Source organism: Campylobacter concisus, assembly GCF_002912895.1.
GTDB classification, from domain to species: Bacteria; Campylobacterota; Campylobacteria; order Campylobacterales; family Campylobacteraceae; genus Campylobacter_A; species Campylobacter_A concisus_G.
The window spans coordinates 1-23469 of the sequence record NZ_POZX01000033.1; the positions used below are offsets into that span (position 1 = coordinate 1).

Here is a 23469-nt window from a genome sequence, read left to right on the forward strand (position 1 = left end):
CTATAATACAGGCCATAGAATACGGAGCAAGCGATAAATAGTTATAGTGCTTTTCTTTAAAAGAATTTAATACCTTTAGCCAATCTGATAAAATTTTGGCATTAAGCTCTATCAAATCGACGATTTTAAAATTAAATACCTTATAAATTTTTGGAGATTTTAAAAATATAAAATAAGAAAGTACTATTGCTCTAAAAGTATCAATGCCAAGCATATTTGCTATTACTACCAAATCGTTGCCATCATAAGGAATATCAAATTTTGCACGCTTAAAAATGGAGCTAAAATAAGTTTTAAAAGATGCTATATTTTGTAAAGTAGCAACTGCCTCAGTTACATTACCAGCTAACAAAAAGTGCTCGATCTTTTCAAAAAGAGTTGGCATCTGTAAAACAAAATCAACATTTTTTTCGATCAACTCTTTACTAAGCATTTTATATCACTCAAGATTTCTAAATATTTTTGCTATTTATAATTTATAGACAAAGGTGTTATTTTATCTAGATTATTAATAAAAATCAATTCTTTTAAAAAAGAATCTATTTAAGCATTACTTTTGTTTGTTTTAGATAAAATCAGCAGAAATTTTTGTTTATAAGGAAAAAAAATGTCAAAAAGATGTGCGATAACAGGCAAAGGACCGATGATAGGCAACAATGTGAGCCACGCTAACAATAAAACTAAAAGAAGATTCTTGCCAAATCTTAGAACGATTCGCGTTACACTAGAAGATGGTACTACAAGAAAGATAAAAGTTGCTGCTTCTACTCTAAGAACGATGAAAAAACAATCAAACTAAGAATATAAAATGAAGAGGAATTTATGTCTTTTCTCTCAAGGCTTTTAAAATTCCTCAACTGGTCAAACTCTACAAAACCAGAAATAAGCCTAGATACTGAGCTTTACGAACAATTAAAACCATTTAGATTTCCACTAATATCAGTTGTATTACTGTTACTTTTTGGAACATTAGGTTATGTCTTAATAGATAATTTCTCGCTAATAGATGCCTTTTACCAAGCTGGCATGACTTTTACAACAGTTGGTTTTACCGAAGTTGCTCCAATAACTCCAAAGGGCAGAATTTTTACTATCACATTTATACTTATTGGTTTTATTATATTTACACTATCGATTGGTATTATGGTTGAGGTTTTAAAAAGAGGTACATTAATTAGCATTTTAAAGGAACGACGCATGCTTTATAGGATCGCAAGACTAAAAAATCACTTCGTTATTTGTTATCACAATCTATACACAATCGAACTTAGTGCTCAATTTCGCGAAAATCATATACCTTTTGTAGTGGTCGATGATAGAGAAGATATTGCAGAGCTAGCTCAAATTTATAAATATCCATATTTCATAAAAGCTCAGCCACATACACAAATTGCCTTTTTAAAGACACATCTATCAAGCGCAAAAGGACTTATAACTCTTAGCTCAAATATTGCTGATAACATCGCCCTTATAGCATCTGTAAGACTTTATGAAAAAGAGATAGGTCGTAGAAAGCCTTATCATATCATTACAAATGCAGAGACAGAAGACGATACGCAAAGATTAAAAAAATTAGGTGCTGATAATGTAGTAAGCCCATCTCGCTTAGTCGCGCAACGGTTAAGTGCCATGAGCGTAAGGCCGGACATGGAAAATTTATTAGAGCAGTTTTTGTATACAAAAAATTCACCTATCGATATAGAAGAAATTCTTGTGCCTGATTACTCTTGGATAAGATTTAAAAGATTAAAAGAGACTCATCTACGAAATATTACAAATGCGGACATAGTAGGCATTAGAGATATAAATAATAATTTTGTACCAATGCCAAATGGTGACACATTAGTGGGGACAGGATCAAAGCTTTTAGTCATCGGCACCGTTGATGGAATACGTCTAACCAAGCGCGTTGTAAAAAGCAAACACAAACCTGAGGAATTTAAATACGTATAAAATAATTTTTCTACTTGCCCTTTTTAAAAATTTAAGCAATGGCTTAGCGCCTTTTTTATATCCAAGCATTTACAAAGTCTTGATAAAATTTCTCAAATTTTTATAGGAGCCGATATGTTACACGAATATACAGACCTTATAAATGAGCTAAAGAAAACCGATGCTCGTTTTGCTGCTCTTTGCAAAAAACATGATGAGCTAAATAAAAAAATAGACGACAATCTAGCAAAACCATCTGAAATTGATAATTTAAAGAAAGAGAAGTTAAAACTAAAAGACGAAATTTATGCTCAAATTTTAAAGCATAAAAAGTAAGAATAAATTTATCTAATCTTTAAGATTAGATAATAAATTCTGGTTCAAATTTTGTCCCATTTACTCGAACTATTCTCGCTGGTATACCAACGACTGTCGCATTTGCTGGAACATTTTTTAACACGACTGAGTTTGCGCCGATCTTGGCATTTTCACCGATCGTTATGGCACCTAGTATCTTTGAGCCAGCTGCGATAGTCACACCATTTTTTACAGTCGGATGTCTTTTGCCACACTCTTTTCCGGTGCCTCCAAGTGTTACTTGATGATACATCATTACATCATCGCCTATCTCAGCTGTCTCACCGATAACCACACCCATGCCATGATCTATAAAAAATCTCCTGCCGATCTTTGCTCCAGGATGGATCTCGATGCCCGTTAAAAATCTTGCAATTTGTGAGATGAGTCTAGCTAGAAAAAAATGTTCTTTTTTATATAAAAAATGAGAAATTTTATGAAACAAAACCGCATGAATACCAGGGGTATTTATAAGTATTGCCAAAAAGCAACACTTACGTACTGATGGGTCTTTTTCACGAACAGTTTGAATTAGCTCCTTTAGACTCTCCCACATATTTTATGCTCCGTAAAGCTCTGTACTTAAGTATCTTTCGCCATTATCTGGAGCTATAAAAAGTACTTTTTTGCCAGTGCCAAGTCTTTTAGCCACTCTTTTTGCAGCCACGTAAGCAGCACCACCGCTTATACCTATCATGAGTCCATCACTTTTAGCGATTGATCTAGCTGCGTTTAGCGCATCATCGTTGCTTACTTTTTCTACCTCGCTAACTAAGCTCATATTCATAGTATTTGGTAAAAATCCTGCTCCGATGCCTTGAATTTTATGTGGTCCTGGGCTACCACCACTTAAAACCGGCGATGCTTCAGGCTCAACTGCGATAATCTTAGTATCATAGCCCTTTTCTTTTAAAATCTTTGCTACGCCACTTATTGTACCACCTGTGCCAACACCAGCTACAAATGCATCAAGCTTACTAAAATCAGCCACAATTTCAGCAGCTGTTGTTAGTTCGTGAGCTTGTGGGTTATACTTGTTTTCAAACTGGCTTAGCATTACGTGATTTGACTGAGCTGCTAGCTCTGTAGCTCTTGCGATCGCTGCTTTCATACCACCAGACGCTGGAGTAAGCTCAAGTTGTGCGCCATAAGCAGCTACTATTTTGCGTCTTTCGATACTCATGCTCTCTGGCATGCAAAGTATCACTTTAAAACCAAGTGCAACACCGCACATCGCTACACCAATGCCAGTATTTCCGCTCGTTGGCTCAACGATAGTATCACCATGTTTTAGCGTACCGTCAGCTAGCATCTTAGTTATCATATTAAATGCGATCCTATCTTTTACAGAGCCACCTGGATTAAAAAACTCTAGTTTTACGTAAATTTCGGCTTCATCAGCACCTGTTTTTATCTTTACAATAGGTGTATTACCAATCGTTTTAACGATGTTATCATAAATCATCACTCCTCCTAAATTAAATAAGATAAATTTTGTGTAAATTTAGCACAGAATTTTAAAATAGATTATAAAAAGCCCCAATCTTTGGTAAATTTATAAATAGTTGTTACATATTAGTAGTTTAATTTTTAATGCTGCTTAATATTTTTTGACCATTTTGGCTTAAGATTTTACCTTTGAAATTTTCCTTGCAAAACTCCAAAATAAGAGCGTGATAGAGTTTTAAAATTTCAACCTCATCAAATTCCTCACTATCAAGAAATTTATAAATTTTATCATAATCAAGCGAACTAAACCACTCAGCAGCCTCGTCGTAGCTCTCAAAAGTATAGTCAAAATATGCCATTATCCTAAGTGCGTAAGCATCAACGACCATATATGGCTTACCGCAAGCATATGCCAGTATCGCATCGCAAGTCTCGGCTCCAACACCTTTTACGCTTATGAGCCACTCACGGCTGGCATTTTCTTTAAAATTTTCAAAGCTCTCGAATTCATTTTTTATAGCTAGGCAGAGCATTTTTAGCCGTTTTGCCTTTGTGTTGTAAAAGCCACTTGGCTTTATGAGCGTAGCAAGCTCGCTGTTTTCAAGCTCGCAAATGCCTTGTAGGCTATCTTTGTTTGCTTTTTTTAGATTATCTAGCGCTTTTTCTACGTTTTTCCAGTTGGTATTTTGCACTAAAATAGCGCCCAAAACAACCTCAAAAGTACCCTCGCCTGGCCACTTTAGCTCATCAAAATTTTTGCTTTTGTGATTAAATAAGGTTAAAAATAGATCAGTTGAAGTCATTTTAAATTTTCTTTAAAAGTTAGATAAAACTGCTTTGCCGTCCTACCACTTCTGCTGGCTCTTAGCGTGGCGAAATTTTTAGCAAGCGTATGAAGCTCCTCTTTATCACCTGCGTAGTCTTTGAAGCAAAAATCAACCATTTTTAGATACTCTTCGTAGTTGCCTTGATAAAAGCTAATCCAAAGACCAAAGCGATCTGAAAGAGAAATTTTCTCCTGAGCTGCGTCACTGTAATGTATCTCACCGTCCATTAACTGCGAGTTTTCATTTTCGCTTTTAAACTCACTTATTAGATGACGACGATTTGACGTGGCGTATAAAAGTACGTTTTTAGGTGGTTTTTGGATAGAGCCGTCCATTATAGGTTTTAGAAATTTATACTCATTGCTACCATTTTCAAAGCTTAGATCATCGCAAAAAATGATAAATTTAAACTCACTTTTTCTAATCTCGTCGATGATGTCGCCAAGGTATTTTAGATCTTCGCATCCAAGCTCGATTATGCGAAGTCCGGCTTTATAAAACTTAGTAAAAACAGCCCTTACGAGACTTGACTTGCCACATCCTCTCTCACCCCAAAGAAGCACGTGGTTCGCATCCTTACCATCTATAAAATTTAGAGTATTTTTTAGTAAAATTTCTTTTTGTTTTTCTAGCCCATAAAGTGAGTCGATATCAACAAAATCAATATCATCAACTGGTTTTAGCATGCCTTTTGTGCTTCTGTAAATCGCTGCATACTTCACGCCCCAATCTATCACTTCTTATCCTTTCTTAGATAGACCAAAATTTCAGCCAAAACATCGTCGTCGTCCTTGCTGCGTGACTTTAGTCTGATCTTTTCATCATCATTTTTTGTTATTAGTATGTTTTGCTCACTATTTGAGATTGTTTTTATACCAGCTTTTAGAGCTAAAATTTTGATGATAATGACGTCTAAAAACTGCTTTGTAAACGTATCTATCTTGCCAAATCTATCCTCAAGCTCGCTTTGTATCTCATAGACTTCACTCACTTCTTTGCACTTGCTAAGGCGCCTGTAAATTTCAAGCCTTAGTCTATCTTCTCTTATAAATTCTTGATTTAAAAAGGCACTCACACTAAGCTTTAGATCGATCTTGTCAAGCTTTGCGGAGTCTTGATTAAGAAGCTTATTTATCTCATCTTCTAGCATTTTTAGATATAGCGAGTAGCCGATAGCCTCGATATGGCCACTTTGCGCCTCGCCGATGATGTTACCGCCACCTCTTATCTCAAGGTCGTGATACGCTAGCACCGAGCCAGCGCCCAAAAATGAGTTGCCTTCAAGTGCCACAAGACGTTTTAGTGCGTCTTTGCTAATGGCATCTTTATCTTCTACCAAAAAGTAGCAGTAGGCCTGCTTGTCGCTTCTGCCTACGCGACCGCGGAGCTGATGCAGGTCAGCCATACCAAATTTATTGGCATTTTCTACGATTATAGTGTTTGCATTTGGCAGGTGGATGCCGCTTTCAACGATACTGGTGCAAAGTAGCAGGTCGTACTCACCCCGCTCAAATTTCATCATCTCATCTTCAGTAACTTTCGCATTTATCTTTGAGTGAAGTATCAAAATCCTAAGCTTTGGCAAAATTTTTCTTAGCTCATTTGCCGTCTGCTCGATATCTGCGATGTGGTTGTGGATGTAAAAGGTCTGCCCGCCACGTCTTAGCTCACGCATTATAGCCTCTTTGACGACCTTTTCGTCCCACTCTCTCACACTTGTTCTAACATCAAGCCTTGAGCTTGGCGGAGTGGCTAAAATGCTATATGTTTTTATCTTGCTAAGCGCCATATTTAGGCTTCTTGGTATCGGCGTAGCGCTCATGCTTAAGATGTGCGAGTGCTGAGAAATTTCTTTTAGCTGCTCTTTTTGCTTAACGCCAAATTTATGCTCCTCATCAACGACGATAAGCCCCAAATTTTCAGCCTTTACACCAAGAAGTGCATGTGTACCCACGCAAACTATTGGCTCGTTTTCTTTTAGTGCTTTTTGCAGGCTCGACTTCTCTTTGGCGCTTGAGAAGCGATCTAGCCTAAAGACCTTTATGCCAAATTTGCTAAATCTTTGGCTTAGCGTCTTGTAGTGCTGCGAGCTAAGAAGCGTCGTTGGCACAAAGAAAAATGCGCTAAAGCCTGATTTTATGCAAGTAAAAATGGCGTTCATAGCAACTTCAGTCTTACCAAAGCCCACGTCACCGCTAAGGAGCCTATCCATCACCTTGCCGCTTTTTAGCTCATCTCTTATATCATTTACCGCTTTTTGCTGATCGCTCGTATATGAAAAGCCAGCGTCTTGGACAAAATTTAGATAAGAGATGTCTTCTTTTTGCAAAACTTTACCAGCCACGAGCTCTCTTTTTGCCGCCATAGCTACGATCTTTGAAGCGATCGCAAAGAGTTTTTCTCTAACCTTTTCTTTTATCTTGGCAAAATTTGCCTTGCCTAAGCGGTCCAGCACCGCCATAGAGCCATTTTGTGCGATGTAGCGGTCTATCAGATTTAGATGCTCAACTGGCAAAAGAAGCTTGTCGTCATTTTGATAAGCAATGACCACAAATTCCTTCGTAGCACCCAAAACCTTGATCTTTTCAAGCCCTAGAAATTTACCTATACCATAGTCTTCATGCACGACATAGTCATTTACTTTTAACTCGTCTACCACAAGACTTGAGCGTTTAACTCGCCTTTTTTTCTCGAATTTATTTAGTGAAACGACTATCTTGTCGCTTGAGGTTATATTTACCACAAGTGGCGAAATTTCAAGCTTTACATTTGTAAAGCTATCAAGCTCATAACCTTTAAAAAGCCCCTCATTTCTTGAAAGAACGGTTATGTTTTTGCTTTTATTTAGCTCAAAAAAGTCAAAATTTAAAGTGACCTCTAGGTCTTTATAAAACTTTGGTTCAGGTAAAATTTCAATGCCCTTAAATTTTTCCTCAGGCACATCATAAATTTCAAAATCGATCTTTTTAACAAGCCTTGAGTCAAAAACTTTTAAATAGTCGCTAAAGCTATCGATCGCCCAAAATCCAAGCGAATTTAGGTCGCTCACCAAGACATCGCTTTGCATATCCTCGATCTTTTGGCTGACCTTTTCAAACTCGTCTTTACTTAAATTTGCGATAAAAGGAACGATCTCGGCCTCGCTTAGCTCATTTTTGTTGCTAATTTGCGTGGCGGTGTTGTAGCTCCTAATGCTCTCAACCTCATCACCAAAAAGCAAGATCCTAACAGGATCATCCATATTTACGCCGTAAATGTCGATCACTTCGCCGCGTATGCTAAACTCACCAACGCTCTCAACGATATCTACACACTCATAGCCAAAGCGTATAAGCAGGTCGGCAAATTCGTTTAAGTTTATATTATCTTTTAACTTAACCGTGGAGCTCTCTAAATTTTTTTGCGTTGGAAGTGGATTTAAAAGCGTACTAAATGGACTAATAATAATCTTTTTACTATCAAATTTATAGTATTTGCTAAGTACTGATGAAATTTCAAAAAGCTCTTCGTTAAAGCTTCTTAAATCATCACCCTTTTTGGCTCTAAAATCAGGTAATTTAAAAACGTTAAAGCCAGCGAAACTGGCCGCATCAGCACAAAGTGCCGCCTCTTTGTCATCTTCACAGATGAGAATTTGTGGGGCGTGCGTTAAAAGATACTCATAGACCTTTGCTTGCATAGTACTCTTTTAAAAAGGCTTCGACCAGGTGAAACGAGCCAAATACTAGGTAAATTTTGCCGTTTTTTGCCTCTTTTATATCGTTCATATCGCTTGACTCAAACTCTCTATGTGAAATTTCAAGCTCGTTTAACGCTTTATTTATGAGCTCTCCGCCAAGCTCCCTGCCCTCGCAGTGGTAGTGATAAAGTAGCACGTCCTCAACGACTGGCTTTAAAGCTGCCAAAACCGCCTTGAAATCTTTATCTAAAAATGAGTTATAAACTAGAGTTAGCTTCTTATCGCTAAACTCTTTAGAACTAAATTTCTTAGCTACAGCCTTAGCACCAAGCTCGTTGTGACCGACATCAACGTATAAATTTGAAGCAATCTTTTCGCATCTGCCACGAAGCGTAAGAGCACCAAGCTTTTTTATGTCTATGCTGCTATCTAAAATTTTAGCAGCAGCGTAGGCTAGAGTTAAATTTGATCGTAAAAACTCTGGTAGATTAAATTTATCTACATAGTTTGCGATCTCGTTTAAATTTTCTTTGGTTAAAATTTCTCTTGGGAAGCTTAAAATTGCGCCCCTCTGGTTTGCGATCTCTTTTGCGATAGCAACGCTTATCTCGTTCATCTCATCATTTAAAATAGCTCTTTTGCCCATAGCTTCAAATTTCGTGTGTGAAATTTCTTCTAAGCTATCCCCAAGAACTGCCGTATGATCAAGTCCGATGGGCGTAAAAATACTTAGCTCTTTTTCAAAGACATTTGTCGCATCAAGCACACCACCCATGCCAGCCTCGCAGACAAAATAATCGCAACCCTCAAAAAGTACCGCAGAAAGTAGCGTCATATACTCGAAATAGCTCGTTTTTACCTTGTACTCGTCGCTTAAAAGAGCCTGCAAACGCTCATGAGCTACCTCTAAAATTTCATCGCTAGCGACCTCACCATTTAGCCAAAATCGCTCGTTAAATTTAAATATATGAGGGCTCGTGTAGTGCCCTACTTTTGCACCATTTTGGCTTAAAATTTGCGCTAAAAAGCGGCCAGTACTTCCTTTGCCATTTGTGCCGATGATGTGAATAATTTTAAATGGCTTTATATGCTCTTTTATAGTCGCATACGCTCTAATAATCCTACCATAATCAATCTCTTTGTAATAAAGCGGCTTGCCATCAAGAAATTTAGCTAGGCTCATTTTTCCTCGATTATCTTTGGCATTACTTGATTTCTACCATTTTCTTTTGAGAGATAAAGCATCTTGTCAGCAGCCTCAAGCGTCATCGTCTCACTTAAATTTGCACTTCTTGTCGCTATACCAGAGCTTATAGTAACCTTAATACGCTCATTTTTATAGATAAATTTAAAATTTTCTATCATACTTCTTAGCTTATCTCCAAATTTAACACTATCTTTTAAGCCAGTGCTTGGAAGTAAGATTACAAATTCTTCACCGCCATATCTACCAACGAAATCAACCTTTCTAGCGTTTTTCTTAAGCACTTGAGCCACTGCTGAAAGAATAACATCTCCAGCCTCATGCCCATAAGTATCGTTTATGCTTTTGAAAAAGTCAATATCAACAAAACATATAGAGTAATCAGTCCCATAACGTTTATACGCTTCTTCAATGCGTTGAATCTCATTCATCAAAGCACGCTTAGTAGATACTTTTGTCAAAAAGTCCTCTTTGCTCTCCAACTTAGCTTCTTCAAGCTCTTTTTCAAGACTATTCACTCTGTTTTGAAGCTCTAAAATAGTAGCTTGCCTATTGTGCATCTCGATACCAAGCTCTTTGCTCTCGATCTCCAAAGCACCAGCGATCTCAATAAGCATGCTTCTTACTTGATCAATGCTATTTGTATTTAAATTTACATTTTTTAGATCATTTTTAATGCTTTTTACTTTATCAGAACTACTTTGCGAACTAACCGCGATATCAGAAATTCTCTCGCTTATATTTTGCAAGACATTATTTAGCGAACCAACTTTTTCGATGATCTCCGTTCTATCTTCTTCTATTCTGCGATCAACAAATGCCTTTACCTTTTCTTGAAATTCTTTACTATTTAAGGTTTTAGGATTTTGCTTCAAAGTACTTCTTATCGTGCTAAGCTCTTCATCAAGATCCTTTGTAATAGAAGGCTCAAGAGTAAGGCTTAACAGCTGAATTAAAACATCCTCTTCGCCATCTTCATCTTTTTGTGTAAGAAATTTCTCAAGTTCAGAACTCATTGTCTTTAAATCATCAAAATTTCTAACACCATAATATTTCAAAAATTCTAAAAATTCAGTGTCATACGAGCTAACAAAATCAAACCATCTAAGGCACATTTCTTCAAGATTTTTCTCATCATATCTTCTAGCGAGCAGTTGCATACTTTGCTCTGCTAAGCTTTTTGCATCTTTATTGTGAAGCATTGAGATAGCTTGCAGAATTCTTCTAGCAAATGCGTTTAGTGATTGTAATTTTTTATCGTCAGCCGCAAGTCCTGCTCCTTGTTGAGCACCCCTAGAGAGCCTGGCAGTCATAAAAGCAACAAACTCATCGACCGTCTTTATATGAAGGCTCAAGGCTTGATTTTTATATTCATCACCAAGTCTTGAGATATATTTTTCTATCTTTTTACTCTCTTCTGTTGTAAAGCCATGTTTTTTAGAAATTTCATTATAGACTTCAGTGTAATTCTCTGGCGTTAGCATCAAATGGCGATCTTTGATCTCATTTAAGGCTTCCTTGACTATTTGACTAACGGTTACTGCTGCCATTTCTATATCCTTTTACCGCTAAACTTGCGATATACTCATCAAAGGCCTCTTTTGATGCCTCTTTGATAGCTTCGTATTTTTGAGTATCACTAAGAATGCTGTCAGCAAATCTTACATCTTTTTGACGTCTTGCGACACTAAAGTCATACTCGCCAGTGGCTGGAATATCAACTACACTGCCATCTTTAAATTTAGTCTTATAATTTAAGCTAAGATGTGCTTTATATGACGTAATGTAGCCAAACTCATCATAAATAATTGCTTCGTAATTTAAATCTTTTACCGAAATAATTATCGAAGTATCAGCACTCTCTTTGCTTGATAAATTTTTATTTAGCCTTGCGACCATGCCCTCTTTTACAGCATCCTTTATCCAAACACTATTTTTTGGCTCTTCTTTACTGATGATCACATCAACATAAATTTTATCGCCAACTAGATCATGTGTGATCTTTGAAACTGGTTTATAACCACATCCGCAGATAAATATCGCAATAAAAAACGCTAAAAAATATCTCAAAATTTATCCTTTAATGACAAAATTTACTAATTTGCCTTTTATATAAATCTCTTTTAAAATTTCTTTTCCTTCAAGCCATTTAGCCACATTTTGTTTAGCTAGCTTTAAAATTTCACCCTCACTCTCGCTCGCTGCCACTTCAAACTCAGCCCTTTTTTTGCCATTTACCGTAACTGCAAGAGCGATGCTATCTTTTACAAAAACCTCTTCTTTTACGTCTATCTTTGTGAAATTTTTCCTACCAAAAAGCTCTTCGCTAAGCTCGTTTGCAATATGCGGCACGATAGGCTCGAGTAAATTTAAGATGATAAAAAAGCCCTCAGCATTTACATCTTCGTTATCCTGCGCATTTATAGCATTTAGTGCCTCCATGCAAGCAGCGATCAATGTATTAAAAGCAAATGTGTCGCTAAAAACCTCGGTTGATTTTTTAAGCGCTTCATAAATTTTTAGTCTTGCAAATTTCTCATCTTTGCTTAAACTCTCATGGTCTATAGCTGGGATTTTATCCATCTTTTTGATGGTTTGTGCCTTTTCCCAAAGCCTATTTAAAAACCTAAACGCGCCTTCAACTGCGCTATCGTTCCACTCAAGCTCTTTTTGAGGAGGCGCTGCAAAAAGGATAAAGAGTCTTGCCGTATCGGCACCATATTTATTGATAATATCGTCAGGATCTACGACGTTGCCCTTACTTTTGCTCATCTTTTTGCCATCTTTTAAGACCATGCCTTGAGTTAGTAAATTTTCAAACGGCTCATCGTCTCTTAGATAGCCAAGATCCCTTAAGACCTTTTGGAAAAATCTAGCATATAAAAGATGCAATATCGCATGCTCGATACCACCGATATACTGATCTACGTTCATCCAATAATTCACACTCTTTTCATCAAGCGCTTTTTGTTCCCACGTCTTCTCATCGCTTGCAAATCTAGCAAAATACCAGCTACTCTCCACAAATGTATCCATCGTATCAGTCTCTCTGATCGCGTCTTGGCCGCATTTTGGACACTTTGTAAATTTCCAAGTTGGGTGTTTATCAAGTGGGTTGCCCTCGCCTGTGATCTCAACATCTTCTGGTAGCGCGATAGGTAAATTTTCCTCTTTTTCTGGCACTACGCCGCAGCATTTGCAGTGCACAACAGGTATCGGCGCACCCCAGTATCTTTGGCGAGAAATTCCCCAGTCTCTTAGTTTATAGTTTGTGATCCTTTTGCCTAAACCATCTTTTTCAAATTTCTCTATTATAAAGCTTTTAGCTTCCTCTGAAACAAGACCGTTTATGAGCTCAGAATTTATAGAAATTCCATACTCCGAATATGCCTTAGAGCCGTCACTCTCGCCCTCAAGTGGCTTTACGACTGGTTTTATAGGTAGATTAAATTTAGTTGCAAACTCGAAGTCTCTTTGATCATGAGCAGGTACAGCCATGATAGCGCCACTGCCGTAGTCAGCTAGGATGAAATTTGCAACCCAAACTGGGATCTTTTCATTTGTGAGTGGATGAACGACGTAAATTCCTAAAAACTCTCCGTCTTTTTCGCTCGCTTGACGCTCTCTTGGGCTTTGATTAAGTATGGCTTTTATCTTTGCCTTTTTATTTTCATCAAATTTAGCATTTTCAAGTAGTGCTTTTACGATAGGATGCTCTGGCGCAAGGGCTGTGTAGCTAACGCCGTAAATCGTATCAGGTCTTGTTGTAAATACTTCAAAGCCATCAAATTTACCGCCCAAAGTCTCTTTTGATGCCTCATCAAGGCTAAATTTAAACTCCAAGCCGTAGCTTCTGCCGATCCAGTTTTCTTGCATTGTGATGACTTGATTTGGCCACTTGCCTTCAAGTGTTTTTAGATCATCAAGTAGCTCGCTAGCGTATTTTGTGATGTTAAAGTAATATCCTGGAAGCTCTTTTTGCACCACTTCGTTGCCGCATCTCCAGCATTTGCCGTCCTCTACTTGCTCGTTTGCAAGTACGGTTTGATCGTACTCGCACCAGTTTACGACGGCACTTTTTCTATAAACAAGTCCTTTTTCAAACATCTTTATAAAAAAGCTTTGCTCCCACTTTGTGTAAAGTGGGTCAGATGTGGCTAAAATTCTCTTTTTAGAAAATGAAAAGCCAAGGCTTGCTAGCTCTTTTTTCATATAGTCGATATTTTCATAGGTCCAAATTTTAGGGTGAATTTTATGTTTTATGGCTGCGTTTTCAGCTGGCATGCCAAAGCTATCAAAGCCAATAGGATGAAGCACGTTGTAGCCGCTTTTTCTATATGATCTAGCAAGTGCATCGCCGATAGAGTAGTTTCTTACATGCCCCATGTGTATGCGTCCGCTTGGATACGGAAACATACTTAGGATATATTTTTTCGGCAAGCTTAGATCGTCTTTTGGTTCAAATTCTTCATTTTTATCCCAAATTTCTTGCCATTTTTTTTCTATCTTTAAAGGCTCATATTTTCTCTTTTCAGCCATTTTTTCTCCTAAAATTCTTCTTGAGCTTTACTTGATTCTATTAAAACCAAGGCTAGTGAAAATATATTTGCGATGACTGCACCAATAGCCAACGAATAGCTAAGTGTTATATTTTCAGAGACTTGCAAAATAACAAAAGCTGGTATAAGGTGCAAATCAGCAACCAGTGAGCTTGCAAAAAGCTCAGCTGAGAGTAAATTTTTAACACCGATCTTAAGTAGCGTTGAAACCAAATTTATACTAGCCGCCACAAAAAGCGCAATCTCATTTTTATCATATAAAAATTCTGCCGTAGTCGTAAGACTCATCAATGCAAAAAATATGTAGATAACTTTTCCCCAGTTCATTATCCCTCCTTACACAACGCCTTTCTCAAACATAGCACGCTCTTTTTCGCGCTCTTTTTTTATCTTTTGTTTTTCAGTCTCTCTACTTCTAAAATGCTCGATGCTAAATTTAAACCAGATAAGAAACGGCGAAGAGATGTAGATCGAACTGATCGTTCCTATGACAATACCAACGATAAGAATAAATGAAAATCCATGTATCATATCTCCACCAAATAAAAATAGCACAAGAACTGTCATCATCGTAGTTGCTGAAGTTAAGATAGTTCTAGAAAGTGTGGCTGAGACTGACTCGTTTATAACACCTTCAATATCAGTTCTCTTACTCTCTTTGATGCCTTCTCTTATCCTATCAAAGATAATAATCGTATCATTTAGTGAGTAGCCAAGAACCGTTAAAACAGCAGCTAATGTGTCCAAATTTACATCAATATTAAATAGCGAAATAGCACCAACAGTTATAACTATATCGTGAATTTCAGTTGCGATCGCAGCTAGAGCAAAACGCCACTCAAATCTAAATGTGATATAAATTAGCACGCCAATTAGTGAAATTCCTAGAGCCATCAAGCCCTTTTGTCTGAGCTCATCGCCAACCTTTGGACCAACGATATCGACACGTCTTACTTCAAAATTTCCAGTATCTTTTAAAATTTGCTTTATCTCAGCACCGATGTCGCCAGTTAAATTTGAGCTTGAACCTGAAAATCTAATAACAGCCTCATCTTCGCTTCCAAACTCAGTAACAGAGGCGTTTTTAAGCACTTCATTTGTGCCAAAAGCGTCGCGAATTTTATCAAGTGGCGCTTTGATGTCATATTTTAGCTGAATAAGCGTACCACCAGAAAAATCAATGCCATAGTTTAGACCCTTTGTAACAAGCAAAAAGATCGAGCCAACAAATAAAAATATAGAAAATGCTAGCGAAGCAAATCTAAAACGCATAAAATCATAAACTCTTGCTTTAGTAAAAATTTGCATCATTAGCTCCTTTTATAACCAAACCAAAGTCTGGTATTTCCACTTTTTTCTATCTTATCCATAACAGCATCAAACATACCGTGAGTGCCAAGTATAGCTGTTAGCATCGAAGCCATGATGCCTATTGCCATTGTCACAGCAAAACCTTTAACTGGACCAGTACCATAAGCGTAAAGCACCGCAACTGTGATGATAGTAGTTAAATTTGAGTCAATAATCGCGCTCATGGCGTGCTCATAACCCTTTTGAACGGCTGTCCTTATAGCCACTCCTTCACGCAAAAGCTCACGTATGCGCTCATTTATGATGACGTTTGCATCAACTGCCATACCGATAGTTAGCACTATACCAGCCATACCAGGTAAAGTAAGCGTCGCTCCAAAAAGCGCCATGACAGCTACTAATATAACGACGTCTGCAACTAGTGCGATATTTGCAAAAATTCCAGAAATTCCATAATAAACTAGCATAAAAAGTACAACCAAGATAGATCCAGCAGCAAGAGCTACCATGCTTTGATTGATGCTCTCTTGTCCCAAAGATGGGCCAACGCTTCTTTTTTCCAGCATCTTAACAGGGGCTAAAAGCGCGCCACTTCTAAGAGCGATCGCTACATCGTGAGCCTCATCAAGAGTAAAGCCACCACTGATCTGGCCGCTGCCGCCACCTATTCTTTCATTTATAACTGGAGCTGAATAGACCTTCCCATCAAGCACGATAGCAAGCCTTTTGCCGACATTTGCGCCAGTAAAATCACCAAAAATTCTAGCGCCTTCTGAGTTAAGAGTGAAATTTATGATCGGTAGGTTATTTTGCTGAGAAAATGCGACTTTTGCATCAGTTAGCATCGAGCCGTCAAGCACTGGGATATTTTTAACGACATATTTCACGCGGTCATTTTTAGCATCTTTAAAGATCACATCACCGTAGCTTTCAGCTTCAGCCTCGCTCATTGTATTAGCCTGATCTTGTCTTTTATCATCAACTGCCATTAACTGCAAGTGAGCAGCCTTTGCGATGAGATCTCTTGCTCTTTGTTCATCCTCTTCAGTCTTTATACCAGGAAGCTCAACTAGGATATTGTCTTTGCCCTGTCTGGCAACAGTTGGCTCAGCTAGGCCAAACTGATCAAGCCTATTTCTAATAGTTTCAACAGCTTGCGAGATCGCATACTCGATCGTATCCGTTCTTTCTTGCTCGGTTAAAGATATGCTGTAATTTAAACCATCTTTTTTTATATCAAGCCCCTTTATCTCAGCTAGTGCTTTATCTACCTTTGGAGCTTCGTCGCCATCAAGGAGAGTAAAGTCAATGTTCTCTTCTTTAATCTTAAATTTATCAATTAACACATCTTCTTTTTTAGCATAATAATTTATACTTCCGGCTATTGATTTTATTTTTGAGTGAATAGCTTCGCTCGTTTCAACACCAAGCAGCATATGAAGGCCGCCTTGAAGATCAAGGCCAAGTGAAATTTTAGCCCCATTTTGAGTTTGAAAAAAAGATGGCACCGAAAAGCCAAAACCAAAAATCAAGGCTAATATTAAGATAATTAGCCTATATGTGACTCTTGCGTTACGCATTATTTATCTTCGATCTTTTTAGCTACAAACTCGCGTGCTATACGAACGATTACATCATCGTTAAGTTTAACTTTGATAAAATCATTTTCGGCTTTAATCACTTCGCAGATAAGTCCGCCATTAGTTATTATCTTATCACCTTTATCAAGAGCTGCGAGCATTGCTGCATGGGCTTTTTGTTGTTTTTGTTGAGGTCTAATAACCAAAAAGTAAAATATGGCGAAAAGCACAACAAGAGGTAGTAATGATGTTAAAAAATCAGCGTTTTGCATGGATTTCCTTATTTGTAAGATTTTTAAATGGGCATTTTAGCACTAAAATTATAATAAAAGCCTTTGTCGGTGCTTTTTTGCTCTCCAACTTTATTTTTTTAAGCCTCTTCGAGAATTTGCTCTTAAATTTCATCTCGCCGTTTCTTACTTTGACCGGAATTTACATCATCATAAATTTAAGCAGAGCTAGTTTTTTCGCGGTTGGATTTTTCACAGGAATTTTGTGGTTTTACTGGATCAGCTTTAGTTTTATCTACTATGATTTGATCTGGCTTATACCGTTTGTCATTCTCTTTGTAGCCATTGTTTACGGATTTATGTTTTGGGTGGCTTCTTTTCCCAGTTTTGTCGTGCTAAGAGCTGTTTTACTATTTTTAGTAAGCTACGTTCATCCATTTGGCTTTAACTGGTTTAATCTTGAAGCAACACTTGTTTTGGGCGCTTTTGAGCCAAGCACAAGAGGGCTTATATTTATATTTTTAGCAGCCATTTTTTTAAGCCTAAAGGGTAAAATTTTAAAATTTATCCTAGCTTTTATCTGCCTCATCGCCGCTTTACAGTTTAAAAGTAGCGAGGCAAAAACCTTGCCATTTGACGTGGAGCTAATAAACACCGATATCGCTCAAAGGGTGCGCTGGGATAAAAGCTTACGCATGAAATTTACAAATAAAAATTTAGAAATGATATATAACGCCATAGCCGAGCAAAAACGCCTTATCGTGCTGCCAGAGAGCTCGTTTCCATTATTTATGACAAATGAGCCACTGCTCGTTGATGAGCTAAAAGAGCTTTCAAAAAAGATAACTATCGTAGCTGGTGCGCTTGCCTATGAAAATAAGCAAATTTATAACTCCGCCTTTTTATTTCAAGATGGCACTTTTAGGCGAATGGATAAGAAATTTTTAGTGCCATTTGGCGAAGAAATTCCTTTGCCAAAATTTATGCAAGATGCGGTAAATAAGCTATTTTTTGGCGGAGCTAGCGACTTTAAAAAGGCTGAAAATTTTAGCGACTACGAGGTAGATGGAGTAAAAATTAGAAACGCTATCTGCTATGAAGCGACAAGAGAGGAGCTTTACAAGGGCGAATTTGACGTGGTTGTAGCTATCACAAACAATGGCTGGTTTGTGCCAAGCAGCGAGCCTGTGCTTCAAAGGCTGCTTATAAAACACCTTGCGACAAAATATAATAAAGCAGTCTATCACAGCGTAAATGGCTCAAAAAGCGAGATCATAAAACCTAAAAAAGTATTTTGGGATGAGTTTTAAAAGAAATTTAAAGTGGCTTTTAGATAAAGCCACTTTTTTGATTATTTTTTTAGTAAAGCTTTGAAGGTATCAACCGCATCAAGCTTTTCCCAAGGGTATTTTGCATTTCCCACTTGACCTTTTGCAGCTACTTTTGCGTATAAAAACGTATCTTTACTTGGCTTATCAAGTCCAAATTTATTTGTTATCCAGCGAGGCGTTAGAGCGAAATGCTCGCTTACAAAATTTGAAAGCATATCGTCATTTATGCCATTTGCATGAGTTCCCATGGTATCAACACTAACTGAAGTTGGCTTTGCAACACCGATCGCGTAGCTTATTTGGACGATACACTTTTTAGCAAGACCAGCAGCGACTATATTTTTAGCTATCCAGCGCGCTGCATAAAGTCCGCTGCGATCAACCTTTGTGTAGTCCTTGCTTGACTGAGCACCGCCGCCTATCGGGCTATATCCGCCAAAGCTATCAACGATTAGTTTTCTGCCTGTTAGACCACTATCGTGAAGTGAGCTATGATTTACATATCTGCCTGTTGGGTTTATATAGATGATCGTCTTTTCTTTATTATATAGCTCTTTTGGAAGTCCAGTTTCGTCTATTAAATTTTGTATTAGCGCGCGAAGCTCTTCTATCTTCATGCTCTCCACGCAAGGGGCAGAGACAACGATAGTGTGGATACTTTGAGGTTTGCAGTTTTCAAAGTTGTCTTTGCTACCGTAATCAATAGTAACTTGTGTTTTTATATCAACACCAAGTTTATCAGGGTTTGCTTTTGCAAATTTATATACTTTTTCACAAAGCATTCTTGCATAAGTTATAGCTGCTGGCATAAATTCTTTTGCTTCGCAGCTCGCAAAACCAAACATAATGCCTTGATCCCCTGCTCCGATCTCACCGCTACTTTGATCAACGCCTTGATTTATATCTGGACTTTGTTGATTTAAATAAACTTTGACCTCGATATCATCTGGATGCAAGCACTGCTCTTTTGTAAAATTACTCTTTCCATCATATCCGATATGTGCAAGAGCATCTTTTACGATCTTTTCGTAATCTTTAAAAGAGAGTTTTACCTTTGAGTTTATCTCTCCGCCTATTACTATATTTTTCCCAGCTACAAAAACTTCACTTGCGACACGACCATTTGTATCTTGTGTTAAAATAGTATCCACTATGCTATCAGCAATGATATCAGCGCATTTATCTGGATGGCCAGGACTTACAACTTCAGAGGTAAATAGATACATTTTTATCCTTTTATTAACTAAAATTTTGTGCAATTGTAACAAATCTATTTAAAAGGCTAATTAATCTTTATCAAATTCTTTATATTTAAAAATTGTTTAGCTAAAATCAACAAAAAACTAATTTATTAAGGTGTCAAATGAATATGCTTAAAAACATAGCAAGAAGATACGCCGATGGAAATTTGATAGTTCAAATTTTAGTTGGTATCATCCTAGGTGCCCTAGTTGGCTTTTACACACACTACGAAGCAGCTCCTTATAACAAGATCTCAGCTAAAATTCAAACTATTCAAAACGAAAGTGGTTTGAGCGTAGATGAAGTTATAAAAACTCGCCTTAGTCAAGATGAAGCCAAACAGCTAAATGAAGCCAAAGAAAAAGCTAGTTCAGCCGATTCTATCGCAGCTTCAGCTTCGGTTTTAGGAGATTTATTTAAAGGCGCTTTAAAAGCTATTGCACCAATTCTTGTCTTTGTTTTAGTGGCGACATCCATTATTTTAAGAGATTTTGGTCATACAAAAGGTATGCAAAAGATCATTACACTCTATCTAATTGGTACATTTTTAGCAGCCGTTGTTGCAGTTGTTGCTAGTTTCTTATTTCCAGTGGAGCTTTCTTTAAAAGGTCTTGCAAGTGCTGATATGTCAGCACCTCAAGGAATTACTAACGTTTTAAAAGATCTCATTTATAAAATGGTCGAAAATCCGATAAACGCTCTTGCAAATGGTAACTATATAGGTATCATCACCTGGGCAGTTGGTAGTGGTATAGCACTTAGAAATTCCACAGCTGAGACCAAAAAAGTATTTAAAGACATAAGCGATGGTGTAACTCATATTGTTAAATTTATCATTAGACTAGCTCCATTTGGTATTTTTGGCATGGTAGCTATTAGCATTCATGAAACTGGATTTGAGGTACTTGCAGGATATCTTAAACTCATCTTGGTTCTTGTTGGAGCAATGCTTGTTGTCGCATTTATCATCTATCCAGCAATGGTTTTTATATTAACTAGAAAAAATCCTTATCCACTTGTCATGATCTGTTTAAAAGAGAGTGCTATTTCAGCATTTTTTACAAGAAGTTCAGCTGCAAATATCCCTGTAAATATGGCACTTTGTAAAAAGCTTGGGTTAAAAGAAGAGCTCTACTCTATCTCAATCCCACTAGGAGCTACTATAAACATGGGTGGTGCAGCAGTTACCATTAGTATCCTAGCGCTTACTGCGGTAAATTCTATCCCATCTATAACAGTCACATTTGGCGATGCACTACTTCTTTGCTTCATCTCAGCTCTTGGTGCATGCGGCGCTTCTGGCGTGGCTGGCGGTTCTCTACTTCTAGTGCCATTAGCGTGCGGTCTTTTTGGTATCAGCAATGACATAGCAATGCAGTTTGTAACAGTTGGTTTTACTATTGGCGTCATCCAAGACTCAGTTGAAACTGCGCTAAATAGCTCATCAGACGTTCTTTTTACAGCCGTAGCCTCAGAGACTTCAAACTAATCTTCATAAAATTTCAGCTAAATTTTGGCTGAAATTTTACTTTTATCCATTTTTTTGTAAAATATCCCAAAAATTAAAAAGGAAATTTATGCAGGTTTGGGATATAAAGGCACTTTTTGTAAACGAAAAAGAGTGCGAGCAAAACGCACGAAATTTACAAAAAGAGTGCGAGAAATTTAAAGATAAATACCTTGAAATTTATGAAAATTTAAAAACAGATGAGTTTTTAAAGGCATTTGGCGAATATGAAAACTTGATCGCTAAAATTTCAAAAGTAATGACTTACGCTTTTTTAAATTTTGCTAAAGATACAAGCAAGGGTGCATTTTACGCAAAGATCGATGAGATAGCGACAAAAGCAAATGAAAATTTGATATTTTTTGAGATCAAATTTAATGAGTTTAGCCCTAAAAAACAAGAAGAGATCATCAAAAGCTCCAAAAAATATGGCTATTACCTAAGCAATCTCGCTAAAGCAAAACCACACCAACTTAGCGTTGCTGAAGAAAGAGTTTTGCTTCGCACTGCAAGCACTGGGGCTGAGGGCTTTTCGAGGCTTTTTGATGAGAGCATGAGCAAGATGAGGTTTAAATTTAAAGGTGAGCTTTTAAATGAAGAGGAAATTTTAGCCAAGCTTCATGATAACGACCAAAACGTGCGAAAACTAGCCGCCAAAAGCCTCTCAAACGAGCTTAGCAAGCATCAGCACCTTCTTGGCTACATATACAATATGATAAAAACTGATCTAAAAACAAGCTGCGAGCTTAGAAATTTCAAGCTTCCTGAAGAGCCAAGACACCTTGAAAATCAAATCAGTAAAAAAAGCGTTGATTCGCTCATTGCCGTAACTGAGAAAAATTTTGACCTAGTTGCTAAATTTTACGAGCGAAAAAGAGAAATTTTAGGCCTTAAAAAGCTTTATGACTACGATAGATACGCACCTCTTAGCAGCGAAGGAGAGTATAAATTTGATGAGTGTAAAAAGATAGTTTTAAAGGCGTTTGGGACATTTTCACCTAAATTTGGCGATATAGCTAAAAGCGCCTTTAGTGGCGGTTGGATCGACGTTTATCCAGCTCCGAACAAGCGAGGTGGCGCATTTTCTCACTCAGGATCAAGCGACACTCACCCTTATGTTTTGCTAAATCACACAAACCAGCGAAGAGACCTTTTTACGCTAGCTCACGAGCTTGGTCACGCTGTGCATCAAAAGCTCTCTTATAATGTAAGCTACCTAAACTCAGATACTCCGCTAACCACGGCTGAGACGGCCTCAGTCTTTTGCGAGATGTTAGTTTTTGACCACGTAAAAGAAAACCTTAGCAAAAAAGAGAAAATTTCACTGCTTGCTGGCAAGATCGAGGATATATTTGCCACGCTTTACCGCCAGATAAATTTCACCACCTTTGAAAGGGCTGTGCACGCACACGAGGGCGAGATCAGCCTAGATGAGCTAAATAAAATTTGGCTAAGAGAGAGCAAAAAGATGTTTGGCAAAAGCGTCACGCTAAATGACTACTACAAAATTTGGTGGAGCTACATCCCGCACTTAATCCACACTCCATTTTACTGCTACGCCTACTCTTACGCGCAGCTTCTTGTGCTTGCACTTTTTGGGCTTTACAAAAGCAGCAAATGCAAAAATTTCGTTGAAATTTACACCGAGTTTTTGAGCCTTGGTGGGAGCCTTAGCCCAAGGGAGCTTGTGGGTAAATTTGGCTTTGATATAGATGATAAAAATTTCTGGCAGATCGGCATAAACGAGGTCAAAAAACTAGTAGATGAGTTTTTAGAAATTTCAAAGGATTAAGATGTTAGACGAAATTTTAGACGACGAGAAATTTGCGCTTTTGATGAAGATGCACGTCTATGAGTGCATTGATTTTTTACTTGAAAAGGGGCTAAATTTCTCGGTTATGGCAAATTTGCCGCTAGTTAGCTTTGAGCCTAGCTTGCCAGATGAGGTAAGCAGTGGCTTTAGCATGCCAGTCATTATGTTCTCACTTGGTGGCTACACGCTTGAAAGTGCGAGGCTAACGCAAGATGAGCTTAGCTTTGAGGCTGGCTTTGGTAGTGAGAATTTTGCCTCAGTGGTATCATTTCCACTTGGCGCGGTAGTTCAAATTTTGGTTGAAAATAGCCCGATCCTTGTAAATTTCTCTATCTACAAGCCAAAAGAGAAGCAAGTCGATCACGCTAAAAAATCAGCCTCAGTCTTTTTGCAAAACCCAAAAAATAAAGATATATTTAAGAAAAAATAGTAATTTTAAGCATTTTTG

Annotated in this window: 22 protein-coding genes; 7 read left to right on the forward strand and 15 right to left on the reverse strand. The window is 37.6% G+C overall.

Annotation, left to right across the window (positions count from 1 at the left end; genetic code table 11):
- Positions 1 to 433, reverse strand: a 433-nt coding sequence (locus tag CYP51_RS03890) for a hypothetical protein (protein ID WP_180997734.1), incomplete at its 3' end; no start/stop codon positions are given.
- A 174-nt stretch (positions 434 to 607) separates the two neighbouring features.
- On the opposite strand from CYP51_RS03890, the gene rpmB reads away from it, so the two are divergent.
- The 3 genes from rpmB to CYP51_RS03905 all read left to right on the forward strand — a co-directional run bounded on the left by rpmB (position 608) and on the right by CYP51_RS03905 (position 2268).
- Positions 608 to 799 (forward strand): 50S ribosomal protein L28, encoded by a 192-nt coding sequence (gene rpmB / locus CYP51_RS03895; RefSeq protein WP_021090707.1) that lies wholly within the window; start codon positions 608 to 610, stop codon positions 797 to 799.
- A gap of 23 nt (positions 800 to 822) precedes the next feature.
- Positions 823 to 1953 carry a potassium channel family protein gene (locus tag CYP51_RS03900; RefSeq protein ID WP_103624466.1) on the forward strand — a complete coding sequence of 377 codons (1131 nt, stop codon included), beginning with the start codon at positions 823 to 825 and terminating at the stop codon, positions 1951 to 1953.
- A 114-nt stretch (positions 1954 to 2067) separates the two neighbouring features.
- A complete protein-coding gene (locus CYP51_RS03905; protein ID WP_021091004.1) occupies positions 2068 to 2268 on the forward strand; it encodes a YdcH family protein in 201 nt (66 codons plus the stop codon).
- Between the two features lie 25 nt (positions 2269 to 2293).
- On the opposite strand, the gene epsC is transcribed toward CYP51_RS03905, so the two are convergent.
- The 13 genes from epsC to yajC all read right to left on the reverse strand — a co-directional run bounded on the left by epsC (position 2294) and on the right by yajC (position 17170).
- Positions 2294 to 2845, reverse strand: coding sequence for a serine O-acetyltransferase EpsC (epsC, locus tag CYP51_RS03910; protein ID WP_103624467.1), 552 nt, complete (start codon positions 2843 to 2845; stop codon positions 2294 to 2296).
- A 3-nt stretch (positions 2846 to 2848) separates the two neighbouring features.
- Positions 2849 to 3754, reverse strand: coding sequence for a cysteine synthase A (cysK, locus tag CYP51_RS03915; RefSeq protein WP_103624468.1), 906 nt, complete (start codon positions 3752 to 3754; stop codon positions 2849 to 2851).
- Between the two features lie 118 nt (positions 3755 to 3872).
- Positions 3873 to 4541 (reverse strand): endonuclease III domain-containing protein, encoded by a 669-nt coding sequence (locus CYP51_RS03920; protein WP_103624469.1) that lies wholly within the window; start codon positions 4539 to 4541, stop codon positions 3873 to 3875.
- Positions 4538 to 5302, reverse strand: coding sequence for an ATP-binding protein (locus CYP51_RS03925; protein WP_103624470.1), 765 nt, complete (start codon positions 5300 to 5302; stop codon positions 4538 to 4540). Before CYP51_RS03925 ends, CYP51_RS03920 begins: the two co-directional genes overlap by 4 nt.
- A complete protein-coding gene (mfd, locus tag CYP51_RS03930) occupies positions 5299 to 8244 on the reverse strand; it encodes a transcription-repair coupling factor (RefSeq protein WP_103624471.1) in 2946 nt (981 codons plus the stop codon). Before mfd ends, CYP51_RS03925 begins: the two co-directional genes overlap by 4 nt.
- Positions 8225 to 9427, reverse strand: coding sequence for a glutamate ligase domain-containing protein (locus CYP51_RS03935; RefSeq protein WP_103624472.1), 1203 nt, complete (start codon positions 9425 to 9427; stop codon positions 8225 to 8227). Before CYP51_RS03935 ends, mfd begins: the two co-directional genes overlap by 20 nt.
- Positions 9424 to 10998 carry a GGDEF domain-containing protein gene (locus CYP51_RS03940; protein WP_103624473.1) on the reverse strand — a complete coding sequence of 525 codons (1575 nt, stop codon included), beginning with the start codon at positions 10996 to 10998 and terminating at the stop codon, positions 9424 to 9426. Before CYP51_RS03940 ends, CYP51_RS03935 begins: the two co-directional genes overlap by 4 nt.
- Entirely contained in the window at positions 10979 to 11518 is a 540-nt protein-coding gene (gene lptE, locus CYP51_RS03945; RefSeq protein WP_103624474.1) for an LPS assembly lipoprotein LptE, read from the reverse strand. The genes CYP51_RS03940 and lptE overlap by 20 nt, the downstream gene beginning before the upstream one ends.
- 3 nt (positions 11519 to 11521) lie before the next feature.
- Entirely contained in the window at positions 11522 to 13987 is a 2466-nt protein-coding gene (gene leuS / locus CYP51_RS03950) for a leucine--tRNA ligase (protein WP_103624475.1), read from the reverse strand.
- An 8-nt stretch (positions 13988 to 13995) separates the two neighbouring features.
- Complete coding sequence (locus CYP51_RS03955; RefSeq protein ID WP_021090699.1) at positions 13996 to 14334, reverse strand: DUF6394 family protein; 339 nt, start codon at positions 14332 to 14334, stop codon at positions 13996 to 13998.
- A 9-nt stretch (positions 14335 to 14343) separates the two neighbouring features.
- Positions 14344 to 15315: a protein translocase subunit SecF gene (secF, locus tag CYP51_RS03960; RefSeq protein ID WP_103624476.1), complete on the reverse strand. Its 972-nt coding sequence runs from the start codon at positions 15313 to 15315 to the stop codon at positions 14344 to 14346.
- Between the two features lie 2 nt (positions 15316 to 15317).
- Positions 15318 to 16898 (reverse strand): protein translocase subunit SecD, encoded by a 1581-nt coding sequence (gene secD / locus CYP51_RS03965; protein WP_103624477.1) that lies wholly within the window; start codon positions 16896 to 16898, stop codon positions 15318 to 15320.
- Positions 16898 to 17170, reverse strand: a complete 273-nt coding sequence (gene yajC, locus CYP51_RS03970; RefSeq protein WP_021090619.1) for a preprotein translocase subunit YajC — start codon at positions 17168 to 17170, stop codon at positions 16898 to 16900. Before yajC ends, secD begins: the two co-directional genes overlap by 1 nt.
- Between yajC and CYP51_RS03975 the strand changes: the two genes are divergently transcribed.
- Entirely contained in the window at positions 17146 to 18438 is a 1293-nt protein-coding gene (locus CYP51_RS03975) for an apolipoprotein N-acyltransferase (RefSeq protein WP_180997735.1), read from the forward strand. The genes yajC and CYP51_RS03975 overlap by 25 nt on opposite strands.
- A 41-nt stretch (positions 18439 to 18479) precedes the next feature.
- On the opposite strand, the gene metK is transcribed toward CYP51_RS03975, so the two are convergent.
- The gene (metK, locus tag CYP51_RS03980; RefSeq protein WP_103624479.1) at positions 18480 to 19685 is read right to left on the reverse strand and encodes a methionine adenosyltransferase; all 1206 of its coding nucleotides are present in this window, start codon (positions 19683 to 19685) and stop codon (positions 18480 to 18482) included.
- Between the two features lie 137 nt (positions 19686 to 19822).
- Here metK and sstT point away from each other — a divergent pair, with 137 nt between their 5' ends.
- The 3 genes from sstT to CYP51_RS03995 all read left to right on the forward strand — a co-directional run bounded on the left by sstT (position 19823) and on the right by CYP51_RS03995 (position 23451).
- Positions 19823 to 21190 (forward strand): serine/threonine transporter SstT, encoded by a 1368-nt coding sequence (gene sstT, locus CYP51_RS03985; protein ID WP_430516213.1) that lies wholly within the window; start codon positions 19823 to 19825, stop codon positions 21188 to 21190.
- A gap of 88 nt (positions 21191 to 21278) precedes the next feature.
- Positions 21279 to 23000: a M3 family oligoendopeptidase gene (locus CYP51_RS03990; protein ID WP_103624480.1), complete on the forward strand. Its 1722-nt coding sequence runs from the start codon at positions 21279 to 21281 to the stop codon at positions 22998 to 23000.
- Between the two features lies 1 nt (position 23001).
- Entirely contained in the window at positions 23002 to 23451 is a 450-nt protein-coding gene (locus CYP51_RS03995; RefSeq protein ID WP_103624481.1) for a hypothetical protein, read from the forward strand.
- Positions 23452 to 23469 lie beyond the last annotated feature (18 nt).

Coding starts and splice junctions, on each gene's coding strand:
- rpmB (WP_021090707.1), top strand. CDS start 608: ATGTCAAAAAGATGTGCGATAACAGGCAAAGGACCGATGATAGGCAAC.
- epsC (WP_103624467.1), bottom strand. CDS start 2,845: ATGTGGGAGAGTCTAAAGGAGCTAATTCAAACTGTTCGTGAAAAAGAC.
- sstT (WP_430516213.1), top strand. CDS start 19,823: ATGAATATGCTTAAAAACATAGCAAGAAGATACGCCGATGGAAATTTG.
- mfd (WP_103624471.1), bottom strand. CDS start 8,244: ATGCAAGCAAAGGTCTATGAGTATCTTTTAACGCACGCCCCACAAATT.
- CYP51_RS03920 (WP_103624469.1), bottom strand. CDS start 4,541: ATGACTTCAACTGATCTATTTTTAACCTTATTTAATCACAAAAGCAAA.
- CYP51_RS03990 (WP_103624480.1), top strand. CDS start 21,279: ATGCAGGTTTGGGATATAAAGGCACTTTTTGTAAACGAAAAAGAGTGC.
- CYP51_RS03940 (WP_103624473.1), bottom strand. CDS start 10,998: ATGGCAGCAGTAACCGTTAGTCAAATAGTCAAGGAAGCCTTAAATGAG.
- CYP51_RS03975 (WP_180997735.1), top strand. CDS start 17,146: ATGTTAAAAAATCAGCGTTTTGCATGGATTTCCTTATTTGTAAGATTT.
- yajC (WP_021090619.1), bottom strand. CDS start 17,170: ATGCAAAACGCTGATTTTTTAACATCATTACTACCTCTTGTTGTGCTT.
- cysK (WP_103624468.1), bottom strand. CDS start 3,754: ATGATTTATGATAACATCGTTAAAACGATTGGTAATACACCTATTGTA.
- CYP51_RS03995 (WP_103624481.1), top strand. CDS start 23,002: ATGTTAGACGAAATTTTAGACGACGAGAAATTTGCGCTTTTGATGAAG.
- CYP51_RS03955 (WP_021090699.1), bottom strand. CDS start 14,334: ATGAACTGGGGAAAAGTTATCTACATATTTTTTGCATTGATGAGTCTT.
- CYP51_RS03900 (WP_103624466.1), top strand. CDS start 823: ATGTCTTTTCTCTCAAGGCTTTTAAAATTCCTCAACTGGTCAAACTCT.
- leuS (WP_103624475.1), bottom strand. CDS start 13,987: ATGGCTGAAAAGAGAAAATATGAGCCTTTAAAGATAGAAAAAAAATGG.
- secD (WP_103624477.1), bottom strand. CDS start 16,898: ATGCGTAACGCAAGAGTCACATATAGGCTAATTATCTTAATATTAGCC.
- secF (WP_103624476.1), bottom strand. CDS start 15,315: ATGCAAATTTTTACTAAAGCAAGAGTTTATGATTTTATGCGTTTTAGA.
- metK (WP_103624479.1), bottom strand. CDS start 19,685: ATGTATCTATTTACCTCTGAAGTTGTAAGTCCTGGCCATCCAGATAAA.
- CYP51_RS03935 (WP_103624472.1), bottom strand. CDS start 9,427: ATGAGCCTAGCTAAATTTCTTGATGGCAAGCCGCTTTATTACAAAGAG.
- CYP51_RS03905 (WP_021091004.1), top strand. CDS start 2,068: ATGTTACACGAATATACAGACCTTATAAATGAGCTAAAGAAAACCGAT.